This window comes from Sphingomonas quercus (genome assembly GCF_018863195.1).
In the GTDB taxonomy this organism is placed as follows: Bacteria; Pseudomonadota; Alphaproteobacteria; order Sphingomonadales; family Sphingomonadaceae; genus Solisphingomonas; species Solisphingomonas quercus.
The window spans coordinates 107,423-120,461 of the sequence record NZ_JAHKRT010000005.1; the positions used below are offsets into that span (position 1 = coordinate 107,423).

Below are 13,039 nucleotides of genomic sequence, written 5' to 3' on the forward strand. Positions count from 1 at the left end.
CGGGCCTTCACCCATCGTTCAGCGCTGGCGTGGCATGAGGACGCCCATGGCCTTCCCCACGCGCCTGCTGCGCGGCGCCGTCGCGCTGATCCTGTCGCTGGTGCTGGCCGCCGAGCCGGTGCTGGCGCAGGGCGGCCCATCGGTGCTGCGCGACACCGAAACCGAAAGCTTCCTGCGCGACATTTCCGAACCGCTGGCGGTGGCCGCCGGGCTCGCCCCCGGCCATCTGCAGGTGGTGCTGCTCAACGATCCGGAGATCAACGCCTTCGTCGCCGGCGGGCAGATCGTCTACATCAACTCCGGCACGCTCCTCGCCGCCGACAGCGTGCAGGAGGTGCAGGGCGTCATCGCCCACGAGATCGGCCACATCGTCGGCGGCCATATCGCGCTCGCCGGGCAGAATACGCGCGCCTACACCAATGTCTCGATCCTCTCGCTGCTGCTCGGCGCGGCGGCGATCGCAGCGGGGGCCGGCGAGGCCGGCATGGCGGCGATGATGATGGGCCAGTCGGCGGCGATCGGCAAATATCTCGCCTTCAGCCGCGCCCAGGAATCGAGCGCGGACGCCGCCGCCATCCGCTTCCTTAACAACGCGCACCTTTCGGGGCGCGGGCTGATCAGCTTCTTCGGCAAGCTGCGCAACCAGGAATATCGCCTGTCGCCCAGCTACACCGATATCGACCCCTATATGCAGACCCACCCGATGTCGGCCGATCGGCAGGAGGCGCTGTCCGGCGATGTCGAGAAATCGCCCTGGTATGGGGTGCCGGAGGACCCGGCGCTTCATGCCCGTCTGGCGCGCATCAAGGGCAAGCTGTTCGGATTCCTCAAGGATCCGCCGGAGACGCTGCGCAAATATCCGGAAAAGGACCAGAGCGAGGGCGCGCTTTATGCCCGTGCCTATGCCTGGCACAAGGGCGCCTATCCGGACAAGGCAGTGGCGGAGATCGACAAGCTCGTCGCGCTCAAGCCGCACGATCCCTATTATCTCGAACTCAAGGGCCAGATCCTGCTGGAGGGCGGCAAGCCGGCCCTCGCGATCGCGCCGCTGCGCGAGGCGGTGGAGCGATCCAACAACGCGCCGCTGATCGCCTCGCTGCTCGGCCATGCGCTGATCGCGACCGAGGATTCCAGCCATTTCGGCGAGGCGCGCCAGGTCCTGAAGCTGGCGTTGGCCCGCGACGAGGACAATCCCTTCGCCTGGTATGCGCTGGGCATGGTCTATGATCGCGAGGGCGATCAGCCGCGCGCCGCGATGGCCACGGCCGAACGCTACAGCCTGATGGGCCAGCCGCGCCTCGCGCTCGGCGCGGCGGAGGCGGCGATGCGGGGTATCCCTGTCGGCACGCCGGACTATATCCGGGCGCAGGACATCGCGCTCGCCTCACGCGGGCTCGTCGAACAGGAAAAGAAGAGGCGATGATGGCGAGGGACTGGCGCGGACTGGCTTTGGGCGCGACGATCGGGGCGGTGGGCGCCGGCGTGCTCTACGCAGCGGTGCCGCAGGCGATGCCGTCCAACCGGGCGGAGATGGAAAGCCTCGTCCATGATTATATCATGGCCCATCCCGAGATCATCCCGCAGGCGATGGCCAAGGCGCAGGAGAACGCCGTCGCGCAGCTGGTGCGCGCCAACAAATCCGCGCTGGAGACGCCCTATGCCGGCGCCGTCGGCGGCAATCCGAGAGGCGACGTCACGCTGGTTGAGTTCTTCGACTATGCGTGCGGCTATTGCCGGGCCTCGGTCGCCGACGTCGACCGGCTGATCGCGGATGACAGGAATCTCCGCGTCGTGTTCCGTGAATTCCCGATCCTGTCGCCCCAGAGCGAGGTGGCGGCGCGCAGTTCGCTGTCGGCAGCGAAAGCCGGCACCTTCATGGCCTTCCACCGGGCGATGTACGCCAAGGGCAAGGTGACCGCGGCCGACATCGCCCAGGTCGAAAAGGCCACCGGCACGCCGCACCCCGGGCAGATCGACGCCGATCACGACAAGGAGCTGGAGAAGAACGTGATGCTGGCGCGCGCACTCCAGTTGAGCGGGACTCCGGCGTTCATCGTCGGCGACCGCATCCTGAACGGCGCTGTCGGCTATGACCAGCTCAAGGCGGCGATCGACGCCGAGCGCGCGAAGAAGGGGTAACTCCCCCAGCAAGCTGGGGGAGAAAATCACGCCGTCGCACGCTTGCGGCCGCGTAGCGCCACGCCCGCGGTGCCGAAGCCGGCGATCATCAGCGCCCATGTCGCCGGCTCGGGCACGGCCGGAGTGGCGCCGAACGTGGCGGCCTCGATGGCGAAGGTGCCGGTGGTCGGCTTGCCCGCGGTCAGCGTCGAGCTGTCGGCATGGGTGGTGATGATGAGCTTCGACAGCGCATCGGCCAGACCTGCCTGCACGGCCGGATCGAGCGTCGAGGCGGGAGGATTGATCGACACCGGACCGAGCTTCAGGCTCTGCCGGGTCGAGCCGACGCCGAGGCCGGTCCACACCGCTGCGGGCGCGCCCATGAACAGATAATAGGCGCTGTTCTCGCCGACGAGCATCACCGAGCCGAGCTGGAACGACATCACCCCGGGCGAGGATATATAGCCATATTGCAGGGTGACGGAGAGTTGCGCCGAATAGCTCGTGCCGTCGACGTCATAGCTGATCATCGGTGCCGGGCTGGAGCCGAGGAAGCCGCCGGTGCTCGGGCCATAGTTGAACGAGCCGGCACCGATCTTCTCGATCGTCACCGTCACCGCCTGCGCCGGCGATACCGCGACGACGCCGGCCGCCAGAATCGTGGCGACCAAAGCCGCCTTCCCCGAAATCGACATTCCATGTCTCCCCGCTGCGCCGCCCGACGGGGCGACGGCCCCACCGCATCTATGGTGAACAGCATTTCATCCTGATGACGGGCGATTTGATCTGGATCGGTCGGCGCACCCCGTTTTAGGAGTTGTGCCACGTTGAGATAAAAGGGATTTCACCGCATGCGCCTGTTCACCTTGCTCGCCGCAACCGCCGCGATCCTGCCGCTCGCCCTGCCGGCCGCCGCCGCGCCGCTCGATGCCAACACCATCAACCGCATCGCCGATGAGAGTTTCAATCACAGCCAGGTGATGCAGACCGCCGCCCATCTCACCGACCAGATTGGCGGGCGGCTGACCAATTCGCCGGCGATGCGCGAGGCCGAGCGCTGGACGCAGGAGCAGTTCCGTCAATGGGGGCTGTCGAACGTCCACAAGGAGGGCTTCGATTTCGGCCGCGGCTGGTGGATCGAACGGGCCAGCGTCCGCATGACCGGCCCGCGCCCGCTACAGCTGCGCTCCATCCCGATCGCCTGGACGCCGGGCACCAGCGGCGCGCTGGCCGCGCCGATCGTGGTCGCGCCGATGGCTGACGAGAAGGATTTCGCCGATTGGAAGGGCAAGCTCGCCGGCCGCATCGTGCTGGTCAGTTATCCCGCCCCGCCCAAGGACGACACCAGCGCGCCGTTCAAGCGGCTGAGTGACGCCGACATCACCAAGCTGGATCAATATCGCCAGCCGGTGAACGACAGCAGCACCGAGGCCGACAAGGCACGCTACGAGCGCACGATGTTTCCCCGCAAGCTGGACGCGTTCCTGAAGGCGGAGGGCGCGGTGGCCTGGGTGAGGATGTCGACGCGCGACAACGGCCTCGTCCACGGCACCGGCTATAATTATCAGGTCGGCCAGACGCCGGCGCTGCCCGGCGTCGAGGTGGCAGCGGAGGACTATCGCCGCCTCGCCCGCCTGGCCAAGGTCGGCCCGGTGACCCTCGAGATCGACAGCAAGGTCCACTTCGAGGATGCCGATACCAAGGCGTACAACATCCTCGCCGATCTTCCCGGCAGCGATCCGAAGGCCGGAGTGGTGATGGCCGGCGCGCATCTCGATTCCTGGGTGGCCGCGGACGGCGCCACCGACAACGCCGCCGGCTCGTCGGTGATCATGGAGGCGGCGCGCATCCTCAAGGCGATCGGCGCCAGGCCGAAGCGCACGATCCGCTTTGCGCTGTGGTCGGGCGAGGAACAGGGCATCTGGGGATCGGACGCCTATGTGCGCGCCCATTTCGCGACGCGCCCGCTCAACCCCGACGCGGAACTGGCGGCGCTCGGGCCGTCCTTCAACAGCCGCACCTATCCGATCCGCAAGCTCCCGGATTACGAGAAGCTCGCCGGCTATTTCAACATCGACAATGGCTCCGGCCGGCTGCGCGGCATCCATGCGGAGAATAATTTCGCGGCGGTGCCGGTGCTCAAGGACTGGCTGTCGCCGTTCAAGAGCTTCGACGCCAGCACGGTGGTGACGCAGCGCACCGGCGGCACCGACCATGTCTATATGCAATCCGTCGGCCTGCCCGGCTTCCAGTTCATCCAGGATCCGCTGGATTATGACAGCCGCACCCACCACACCGACGTCGACACCTATGATCATCTCCGCGCGGAGGATCTGCGGCAGGCGGCGGTGATCCTGGCGTCGGTGCTGCTCTCGGCGGCGAACGCGGACGAGCCGCTGCCGGCCGCGCCACTGCCGACCCAGCCGGTCGATACCGATCCCTTCCACTATCGCAATCCAGCGGACAAGTGACGCCGCTCATCCTTCTGAACTCGGTTCAGCATCCGCCCGGCCACGGCTCCTGAGCATGTTGCCGGGCGGAGCCTGAAACAAGCGCCGTCCTGGGCCTGAGAGGGGCTCAGGGCGGGATCGCTGCGCCGAAAGGGGGCGCGTGCTAGTCCAGCTCCCGTCCGGCGGTCTCGCGATAGCCGACGATGGTGACCGCCAGCGCCAGCGCCACCACCGCGAATGTGTACCACACCCCGGAAAAGGGATTGCCGGTACGCGCCACGATATATTGGCTGATGAACGGCAGGAAACCGCCGAAATAGCCCGATCCGATGTGATAGGGGATGGACAAAGAGCTGTAGCGTATGCGCGTCGGAAACATCTCGACCAGCGCGGCTGCCGCCGGACCGTAGGTCATCGCCGACAGGAAGCCGAGCGCCACCACGACCAGCACCAGCCCGGCGGCGGCCCGGATCGAGGGCACCACCGTCTCGGTCGAATGGCCGTGCTCGGTCAGCGCGCGGTCGATCGCCTCGGGGCTGCGATCGAGGATCGGCCGGCCGCCGACGACCAGCGCCACCCCCGGCGTGATCGCCTTGGAATAGGCGATGCCCTTGCGCGACAGGTGATCGATGATCTGCGCGCACTCGCTGTTCTGGCCAGCCCTCGCGAACGGATTGTAAGCGCAGTTCGGGCCGCTCACCAGCACCGGGGCGCGGCGCGCCGCCTCCGCCTGGGCGGGATTGGCGAGCGCGGCCATGACGTGGAACAGCGGGAAGATCAGCACCAGCGTGGCGGCATAGCCGATCATCATCACCGGCTTGCGGCCATAGGTGTCGGACAATCGGCCGAACAGAATGAACCAGCCGAGCGACAGGATCGCGCCGAGCCCGACGATGATGCGCACCGCCGTATCGTCGACACGCAGCGCGTTCTGCAGGAAATACATTGTCTGGAACTGGGCGGTGTACCAGATCACCGTCAGGCCCGCCGAGACGCCGAACAGCGCGACGAGGATGCGGCGGATATTGCCCGGCGTGGTGAAGCTCTCCTTGAGCGGATTGTGGCAGAGCTCCTGCCGCGCCTTGAGCTTCATGAACACCGGGCTCTCTTCCATGCGCATGCGCATGAACAGCGACAACGCCAGCAGCAGCAGGGAGAAGAGGAAGGGCAGCCGCCAGCCGATCCCGTCCCAATATTCGGGCGGCACCAGATATTCGGCGCTGAGCACGACGAGCAGGCTGAGCAGGAATCCGCCGCCGACGCTCGCCTGGATGAAGCTGGTATAATAGCCACGGCGGTTGCGCGGCGCGTTTTCGGCGACATAGATCGCCGCCCCGCCATATTCGCCGCCGAGCGCGAGGCCCTGCAGCACGCGCAGCACGATCAGCGCCAGCGGCGCGGCAATGCCGATCTGGCCATAGGTCGGCACCAGCCCGACCCCGGCGGTGGCGAGGCCCATGATGGTGATGGTGACGAGGAAAGTGTATTTGCGACCGAGCCGGTCGCCGAGATAGCCGAACAGCGCGGCGCCGATCGGCCGCACGCCGAAACCGATGCCGAAGGTGGCAAGCGCGAGCAGGAACTGCGCGGTCTCGCTGCCGACCGGGAAATAGAGCCGTCCGATCAGCGCCGCGAGGGTGCCGTAGACGAAGAAGTCATACCATTCGAACACGGTGCCGAGCGACGCGGCGGCGATGACCATGCGATCGCGCCGCGGCATGCCGAGGCCGGGATCCCTGCCCGACGTTTCCCCGTTCCGCGCCAGCGTCGCCATATCCAGCCCTCGATACCCAAGCGGAGGCCAAGGAGTAGGGCGTTTGCCTTGCGCGGGGAAGAGGGGGGGGCACGCAAGGGCCGCGCCACACCCGTCGTGCTGCACCCGGTGCGGCATCGCCCGCACATGGCGCCTGCCCGCATGGAGAGATGGACCCCGGATCAAGTCCGGGGTGACGGCCTCGGAACGTGCGCCAGTGCCGCGCCCTACCCCGTCATGTTGAACTCGGTTCAGCATCCATCCGACCACAGGCTCCCGGCCGGTGGCGGTGTGGCCCCCTGAACACGTTCAGCGGCAAGGAGGGCGGGGGCGCCTGCCTCCCCGCCCCTCGACCAGTCAGCCGATGGTCTGGCCGGTCTTGGCCCAGTCGGCGGCGAAGCTTTCCAGACCCTTGGCGGTAAGCGGGTGGTCGAACAGCTTGTTGATCACGGCCGGCGGCGCGGTCATCACGTCGGCGCCGATCTTGGCGGCCTCGAGGACGTGGATCGGGTGGCGGACGCTGGCGACGAGGATTTCGGTGCCGAAATCATAATTGTCGTAGATCTGGCGGATGTCGGCGATCAGGCTCATGCCGTCCGTGCCGATATCGTCCCAGCGACCGACGAAGGGCGAGATGAACGACGCGCCCGCCTTGGCGGCAAGCAGCGCCTGGTTGGCCGAGAAGCAGAGCGTGACGTTGACGAGCGTGCCCTCGCTGGTCAGCGCCTTGCAGGTCTTGAGGCCGTCGACGGTGAGCGGCACCTTGATGCAGACATTGTCGGCGATGGCGCGCAGCACATTGGCCTCGCGCATCATCGTCTCGTGATCCATCGCCACCACCTCGGCCGAGACCGGCCCCGGAGTGATCGCGCAGATTTCCTTGACCACCTCGACGAACTTGCGCCCGGACTTGTGGATCAGCGACGGATTGGTGGTGACGCCGTCGAGCAGCCCGGTCGCGGCGAGCTCGCGGATCTCGGCGGTGTCGGCGGTATCGGCGAAGAATTTCATGAGCTGGCTCCGACAGATGGGGAAAGCTGATCCTCCGAGCCCTAGACCTTTCGAGAGCCGGGGGGGAGTCCGTTAACGTTGCGGGCGGATCAGCGCGATCAGCACCGGATCGCGGGTGGCGGCGGGATCGGCGCGGATCGCCGCCTCCTCCCGCCCGATCGCGGCGAACATGCCGTACATCGCCTGGGTGGCCAGCGCGCGGCCGAGCTCGACATAATCGACCCCGGTCGCCGCCGCGCCGACCGCGCCGAGAATCTCCAGCGCATCGGCGCGCAGCCCCTGCGAGACGCCGGGGATGATCGCATCGATCACCGCCGGGCCGACATGCTCGCGCAGCAGGTCGGTCGCCGCGGTGGGGCCCGCGTTGAAGGCAGCTAGCGCCTCATCCCGGCTCATCCCGCGAATCGCCGCGGTGATCACCGGCATGGCGCGGCGCGCGGCATCCTGGGCGACACGGTTCAGCATCATCGAGATGCGGCGGCGCACCGCGCCGGTCTGCATCACCGCCTCGATGATCTGGCGCATCTTGCTCGACGGATTTTCCGGCAGCGGCAGCAGATCGATGCGCGCGATCTGGGCATCATAAAAGCCGTCCGGCGCGAACAGCCGGGCGAAGGCACGCTGGGTGGACAAGGTCAGCAGGCGCTCGAAGCCGTCTTCCACGCGATAGCCCGGACCGGTCACGCAGGCGCCCAGCGGGGCCAGCATGATCATGGAAAGAAGCGCGCGCCTGTTCAGCATGGGGCTTGTCCTTAACATCCGGCCGCCCAGCCACTTAGGGTCTCCAGCCGGCAACGCCAACGGCCAAAAAGGGGGCCGGCGCATGGCGCTGGTCCTTTCTTCCCGGCCGGCTTGCCCCTAACTCAGCGGCGATGAACCGCAACCGGGCCCGTGTGCTCCTCCTCAACCCGGCGCTGGGGCCGCTCGATTATCGCGTGCCGCAGGGCATGACGGCCGAGCCCGGCGCGATCGTGCTGGCGCCGCTCGGGCCGCGCCAATTGGCCGGCGTGGTGTGGGAGCCGGAACGCATGGCCTCGGACGCCGAGGTCGGCGACAACCGGCTGCGCAATCTCGTCGCCGTCTACGACCTGCCGCCGCTCAAGGATTCGCTCCGCCGGCTGATCGAGTGGACGGCCGACTATTATCTGGCGCCGCCGGCCGCCGTGCTGCGCATGGCGCTGGCGTCGGCCTCCGCGCTCGACGGGGGGCCGACCATCGTCGAATATCGCGCCACCGGGCACCTCCCCGATCGCCTCACCCCGCAGCGCGCGCAAGCGCTGGAGCGGATCGGCGAACGGCAGGGTCTGGTGCGCGAGCTGGCGACGATCGCCGATGTCTCGGAAGGGGTGATCCGCGGCCTGTGCAAGGTCGGCGCGATCGAGCCGGTGACGGTGGCGGTGGACGATCCCTACCCCGAGCCGGACCCGGATCACGACCCGCCCGACCTCTCGGCGGAGCAGCAGGCGGCAGCGGGCGCGCTGGCCGACGCGGTGCTGGCGCGGACCTTCCATCCGGTGCTGCTCGACGGCGTCACCGGCTCGGGCAAGACCGAGGTCTATTTCGAGGCCATCGCGGCGGCGCTGCGCGACGGGCGGCAGACGCTCGTCCTGCTGCCCGAGATCGCGCTGACCGAGCCGTTCCTGAAGCGCTTCACCGCTCGCTTCGGGGTCGCGCCGGTGGCGTGGCATTCGGACCTGCGCCAATCCCAGCGCCGCCGGGCCTGGCGGGCGATCGCCAGCGGCGAGGCGAAGGTAGTCGTGGGCGCGCGATCGGCGCTGTTCCTGCCCTATCGCGAACTCGGGCTGATCGTCGTCGACGAGGCCCATGAATCCTCCTTCAAGCAGGAGGAGGGGGTGATGTACCATGCCCGCGACGTGGCGGTGATGCGCGGCCATTTCGAGCAACTGCCGGTGATCCTCGCCTCCGCGACGCCGGCGATCGAGACCCGCCATCAGGTCGAGCAGGGCCGCTATGCGGAGCTGAAGCTCCCCGCCCGCTTCGGTGGGGCGCAGATGCCGGATATCGCCGCGCTCGATCTCGTCGCCGATCCGCCGCCGCGCGGGCGCTGGCTGGCGCCGAAGCTGGTCGAGGCGCTGGGCGAGACGATGGCGCGCGGCGAGCAGGCGCTGCTGTTCCTGAACCGGCGCGGCTATGCACCGCTGACGCTTTGCCGACATTGCGGGCACCGCTTTCAATGTCCGAACTGCACGGCCTGGATGGTCGAGCATCGCCTGACGCAGCGGCTGCAATGCCATCATTGCGGCCACATCATGCCGCCGCCGCGCGCCTGCCCGGAGTGCAAGGAAGAGGATGCGCTGGTCGCCTGCGGACCGGGCGTGGAACGGATCGCCGACGAGGTGACGGCGCTGTTCCCGGAGGCGCGCACGGCGATCGTCACATCCGATACCCTATGGTCCCCGGCCCGCGCCGCCGAGTTCGTCGGGCGGATGGAGGCGCGCGACATCGACATCGTCATCGGCACCCAGCTCGTCACCAAGGGCTATCACTTCCCCAACCTGACGTTGGTCGGCGTGGTCGACGCGGACCTCGGCCTGTCCGGCGGCGACCTGCGCGCGGCCGAGCGGAGCTTCCAGCAGATCGCCCAGGTCGCCGGCCGCGCCGGCCGCGGCGACAAGCCGGGGCGCGTGCTGGTGCAGACGCACGATCCATCGGCGCCGGTGATCCATGCGCTGGTCTCGGGCGACGTCGACGGCTTCTACGCCGCCGAGACGGATTCACGCCGCGAGGCGGGCGCGCCGCCGTTCGGGCGCTTCGCCGGCATCATCATCTCGTCGGAGAACCTCGCCGAGACGGTGGAGACGGCGCGAATGATCGGTCGCGCCGCGCCACAGGTTGAGGGGATGATGGTGTTCGGGCCGGCCCCCGCCCCGCTCGCGATGCTGCGCGGGCGGCATCGGCAAAGGCTGCTGGTGCATGCCCGGCGGGCGCTGGACGTGCAGGCGGTGATCCGCGAGTGGCTGGGCGCGCTGGAATGGCCGCGCGGCGTGCGCGTGGCGGTGGATGTGGACCCGTACAGCTTCCTGTGAGGGCGTAGCGTCGTCGCCGGTCCTTTTTTCGTCAGGCCGGACTTGATCCGGCATCCATGCCACCACCAGCGCCGATGCTTGTGGCGAGAGGGGCCCCGGCTCAAGTCCGGGGTGACGGTTGAGCAGCGGAAGCGGCGCTTACCTCGCCCAGTCGACGATCGGCCAGCCGCGCGCCTCGGCCAGCCGCCGCATCTTCTTCGACGGGTTGGCGGCGAAGGGCTCGTCCGCCCATTCCATCACCGGGGCATCGGAGGCGTGATCGGAATAGAAGCGCACCCGCGCCTCGCTCCGCGCGATGCCCTCATGCGCCAGCCACGCCTCGATCATGCGGAGCTTGGCCGGGCCGTAGCAATTCTCGCCGTCGATCTTCGCGGTCACGCGGGCGTCGAGGCCGAGGATCGAGTTGGTGGCGATGACATCGTCGAAACCGAGCCGCTCGGCGATCGCCTCGACGTAGAGGCGGTAGGAGGCCGTCGCCAGCACCAGCCGGCGGCCGGCGGCGCGATCCTCCTCGATCTGGCGGAGGGCGCCGGGCAGGATGTTCGTGTTCCACACCAGCTCGGCGAAACTCGCCCGCACGCGCTTGAGGTCGGCGGGCAGGATGTGGGGGCCGAGCATCAGACGCTGGTTGATCTCCTTCAGGCGCGCCCGCGTCATCCGCTTCAGCACGTAGAGGAGCATCACGACCAGCACCGCCGGCACGAACACCAGCCGCCACGGCGCGATGCGCAGCGCGGCATGGATCAGGAACGGCGTGTAGGTGCCGGTGCGGGTGATCGTGCGATCCATGTCGTAGATGGCGAGCTCGGTCATGCGCGGCCCTCCAGCACCGCTTCGGCGAGGACGTGATCTTCGGGCTTGTCGACATCGACGGCGGCGAGCGGATCGTCGAGCGGGACCGCCTTCGCGGCGAAGCCGAAGCGGCGACCGCCGGCCGCGATCGCGTCGTCGATGGTGATGGTGCGGGTGGCGGCGCGGAGCAGCAGCCACGGGCCGAAGCGGGCGATCAGCTTCCAGCCCTTCTTGCGATCTTGCTCGACGCTCGCCCACAGGTTGAGCGCCTTGAGCGCGCCGGCGCCGTTGAGGGCGAAGAGGTTGGCGCCGGTCCAGCGGCCCCGCGCGAAGCTGAGCCAGGTGCGGCGATTATCCGGGAAGCGGCGGCGCACCACCCGCTCCTCGACCAGCCCGACCGCGACGTCGCAATCATCGGCACCGGCGAGGAACGCGGAGATCGTCTCGGGCCGCAGCAGCGGGTGATCGGCGGTGGTCACGAACAGTGGCCACCGATCCGCCGCCACGCCGGCCACCGAATGGGCGATGCCGACCCCGGACCGGGCATAGCCGATGCGCGGATCGTCAGGCAGCACGGCGCGGATCGGATCGGTATCCTGGGCGAGCACGACTATGTCGCCGATATCGGGGCAGGCGAGCAGCGTGTCGACGACACGCGCCACCATTGGCCGGCCAGCGACCGGCAGCAGCGCCTTGAGGCCGGTGCCGGCGAGCCGATCGAGCCCCGGCCGCTGGCCCGCCATGAGGATCGCGGTGCGGCGCATCAGTCCGCCAGCCACGAGGTGACCGGGTGGCCGGAAGCGCGGCGGACATAGGCCTGGATGAGGCGCACGACATGGAACACGCAGGAGATCACAGTCCACCACACCACGCCGAGCAGGCCGAGCCGCGGCTCGCCGGCGAGCAGGCTCGCGAACAGTATCACCATGTTCGGATTGCGTCGCGCCGTGATCAGGCGGAAGCGACTGTCGATCCGTTCCCAGACATGGATGTGGATGCCGCGGAAGCTGGCGATGAACGCCCCTTCCACCAGCCGCTGCACGGCGTAGCCGGCGACGAGGATCGCCACCACCGACCATAGTTCCGCCGGGCTCATCGCCTGGCCCCACGCGCCGAGCCCCGCGCCCCACGCCCAATACCAGAAGGGCGGGTGGACGAGGTCGACGCCATGGTCGATGATGTTGCCGATCGACGAGGAGGTGCCGGTGCAGCGGGCGAGCTTCCCGTCCACCGTATCGAGCACCATGAAGACGAGGCCGGCCGCCAGCCCTTCCCAATAACGTCCGTCGCGGAACAGGAAGAACGCCCACACGCAGAGCGCGATGCCGATCAGCGACACCATGTTCGGCGACAGGCGCAGCATCGCCGCCAGCCGGGTGAGGTGGAAGGCGGCGCCGCGCCACAGATAGAGAGTGAGCAGGTCGGTCACGCCCTTATAGGCGCCGTCATAGCTCGCCTTCTCGATGCGGCGGCGATTCTCCTCGGTGAGCGGCAGGACATAGGCATCCTCCCGCTTGCGCAGCGTCTCATTGTAGAGCGAGGCGTCGCGCTCGCCGTCGCGGATGTCGTCGAGGCCGGTGCGGCCGGCGGCATCCGGATAATGGGCGAGCACGACGCGACCGCCATAAGCCATCGCCCGCCCCGGCGCCTTCTTCACCCAGGCGAGCCACGCCGGATCCCAGGCAAAGCCGAGATCGGCGACGATCGCTGGCCCCGTCGCGGGCATGCGCTCCACAGGCGCCAGCCCCGCCTTCACCGCGAAGCGGCGCATGCGCTCGACCGGGCTCAACCCGTAGATCGTCACTTGATTGGCACCTTCGGTGACGAAGGCGGTTTTCACCCCTGCCGATGCATCGTTCATTTTTTCC

General features: G+C 68.4%; 11 protein-coding genes. 4 read left to right on the forward strand and 7 right to left on the reverse strand.

Annotation, left to right across the window (positions count from 1 at the left end; genetic code table 11):
- Positions 1 to 46 precede the first annotated feature (46 nt).
- Positions 47 to 1,423: a M48 family metalloprotease gene (locus tag KOF26_RS10560; protein ID WP_216324337.1), complete on the forward strand. Its 1,377-nt coding sequence runs from the start codon at positions 47 to 49 to the stop codon at positions 1,421 to 1,423.
- Positions 1,423 to 2,139 (forward strand): DsbA family protein, encoded by a 717-nt coding sequence (locus KOF26_RS10565; RefSeq protein ID WP_253201337.1) that lies wholly within the window; start codon positions 1,423 to 1,425, stop codon positions 2,137 to 2,139. The genes KOF26_RS10560 and KOF26_RS10565 overlap by 1 nt, the downstream gene beginning before the upstream one ends.
- A gap of 26 nt (positions 2,140 to 2,165) precedes the next feature.
- Here the strand turns inward: KOF26_RS10565 and KOF26_RS10570 are convergent, their stop codons facing one another.
- A complete protein-coding gene (locus tag KOF26_RS10570; RefSeq protein ID WP_253201338.1) occupies positions 2,166 to 2,813 on the reverse strand; it encodes a PEPxxWA-CTERM sorting domain-containing protein in 648 nt (215 codons plus the stop codon).
- A 156-nt stretch (positions 2,814 to 2,969) separates the two neighbouring features.
- Between KOF26_RS10570 and KOF26_RS10575 the strand changes: the two genes are divergently transcribed.
- The gene (locus KOF26_RS10575; protein WP_216324340.1) at positions 2,970 to 4,589 is read left to right on the forward strand and encodes a M20/M25/M40 family metallo-hydrolase; all 1,620 of its coding nucleotides are present in this window, start codon (positions 2,970 to 2,972) and stop codon (positions 4,587 to 4,589) included.
- A gap of 142 nt (positions 4,590 to 4,731) precedes the next feature.
- On the opposite strand, the gene KOF26_RS10580 is transcribed toward KOF26_RS10575, so the two are convergent.
- The 3 genes from KOF26_RS10580 to KOF26_RS10590 form a co-directional block, all read right to left on the reverse strand.
- Positions 4,732 to 6,288 (reverse strand): MFS transporter, encoded by a 1,557-nt coding sequence (locus KOF26_RS10580; protein WP_253201339.1) that lies wholly within the window; start codon positions 6,286 to 6,288, stop codon positions 4,732 to 4,734.
- A 390-nt stretch (positions 6,289 to 6,678) separates the two neighbouring features.
- A complete protein-coding gene (fsa, locus tag KOF26_RS10585; RefSeq protein WP_216324345.1) occupies positions 6,679 to 7,332 on the reverse strand; it encodes a fructose-6-phosphate aldolase in 654 nt (217 codons plus the stop codon).
- Positions 7,333 to 7,404: 72 nt separating this feature from the next.
- Positions 7,405 to 8,073, reverse strand: a complete 669-nt coding sequence (locus KOF26_RS10590; RefSeq protein ID WP_216324347.1) for a DUF4197 domain-containing protein — start codon at positions 8,071 to 8,073, stop codon at positions 7,405 to 7,407.
- Positions 8,074 to 8,204: 131 nt separating this feature from the next.
- Here KOF26_RS10590 and KOF26_RS10595 point away from each other — a divergent pair, with 131 nt between their 5' ends.
- Positions 8,205 to 10,379, forward strand: a complete 2,175-nt coding sequence (locus KOF26_RS10595) for a primosomal protein N' (protein WP_216324349.1) — start codon at positions 8,205 to 8,207, stop codon at positions 10,377 to 10,379.
- A 138-nt stretch (positions 10,380 to 10,517) separates the two neighbouring features.
- Here the strand turns inward: KOF26_RS10595 and KOF26_RS10600 are convergent, their stop codons facing one another.
- The 3 genes from KOF26_RS10600 to KOF26_RS10610 are packed head-to-tail and all read right to left on the reverse strand — an operon-like array spanning position 10,518 to position 13,032.
- Positions 10,518 to 11,192, reverse strand: coding sequence for an HAD family hydrolase (locus KOF26_RS10600; RefSeq protein ID WP_216324351.1), 675 nt, complete (start codon positions 11,190 to 11,192; stop codon positions 10,518 to 10,520).
- Positions 11,189 to 11,935, reverse strand: coding sequence for a nucleotidyltransferase family protein (locus KOF26_RS10605; protein WP_216324353.1), 747 nt, complete (start codon positions 11,933 to 11,935; stop codon positions 11,189 to 11,191). Before KOF26_RS10605 ends, KOF26_RS10600 begins: the two co-directional genes overlap by 4 nt.
- A complete protein-coding gene (locus tag KOF26_RS10610; protein ID WP_216324356.1) occupies positions 11,935 to 13,032 on the reverse strand; it encodes a CDP-alcohol phosphatidyltransferase family protein in 1,098 nt (365 codons plus the stop codon). Before KOF26_RS10610 ends, KOF26_RS10605 begins: the two co-directional genes overlap by 1 nt.
- Between the last annotated feature and the right edge of the window lie 7 nt (positions 13,033 to 13,039).

What these genes read in the sequence shown, in the direction of transcription:
- KOF26_RS10575 (WP_216324340.1), top strand. Translation starts at nt 2,970, where the DNA reads ATGCGCCTGTTCACCTTGCTCGCCGCAACCGCCGCGATCCTGCCGCTC.
- KOF26_RS10565 (WP_253201337.1), top strand. Translation starts at nt 1,423, where the DNA reads ATGGCGAGGGACTGGCGCGGACTGGCTTTGGGCGCGACGATCGGGGCG.
- KOF26_RS10605 (WP_216324353.1), bottom strand. Translation starts at nt 11,935, where the DNA reads ATGCGCCGCACCGCGATCCTCATGGCGGGCCAGCGGCCGGGGCTCGAT.
- KOF26_RS10595 (WP_216324349.1), top strand. Translation starts at nt 8,205, where the DNA reads ATGAACCGCAACCGGGCCCGTGTGCTCCTCCTCAACCCGGCGCTGGGG.
- KOF26_RS10610 (WP_216324356.1), bottom strand. Translation starts at nt 13,032, where the DNA reads ATGAACGATGCATCGGCAGGGGTGAAAACCGCCTTCGTCACCGAAGGT.
- KOF26_RS10570 (WP_253201338.1), bottom strand. Translation starts at nt 2,813, where the DNA reads ATGTCGATTTCGGGGAAGGCGGCTTTGGTCGCCACGATTCTGGCGGCC.
- KOF26_RS10600 (WP_216324351.1), bottom strand. Translation starts at nt 11,192, where the DNA reads ATGACCGAGCTCGCCATCTACGACATGGATCGCACGATCACCCGCACC.
- KOF26_RS10560 (WP_216324337.1), top strand. Translation starts at nt 47, where the DNA reads ATGGCCTTCCCCACGCGCCTGCTGCGCGGCGCCGTCGCGCTGATCCTG.
- KOF26_RS10580 (WP_253201339.1), bottom strand. Translation starts at nt 6,288, where the DNA reads ATGCCGCGGCGCGATCGCATGGTCATCGCCGCCGCGTCGCTCGGCACC.
- KOF26_RS10590 (WP_216324347.1), bottom strand. Translation starts at nt 8,073, where the DNA reads ATGCTGAACAGGCGCGCGCTTCTTTCCATGATCATGCTGGCCCCGCTG.
- fsa (WP_216324345.1), bottom strand. Translation starts at nt 7,332, where the DNA reads ATGAAATTCTTCGCCGATACCGCCGACACCGCCGAGATCCGCGAGCTC.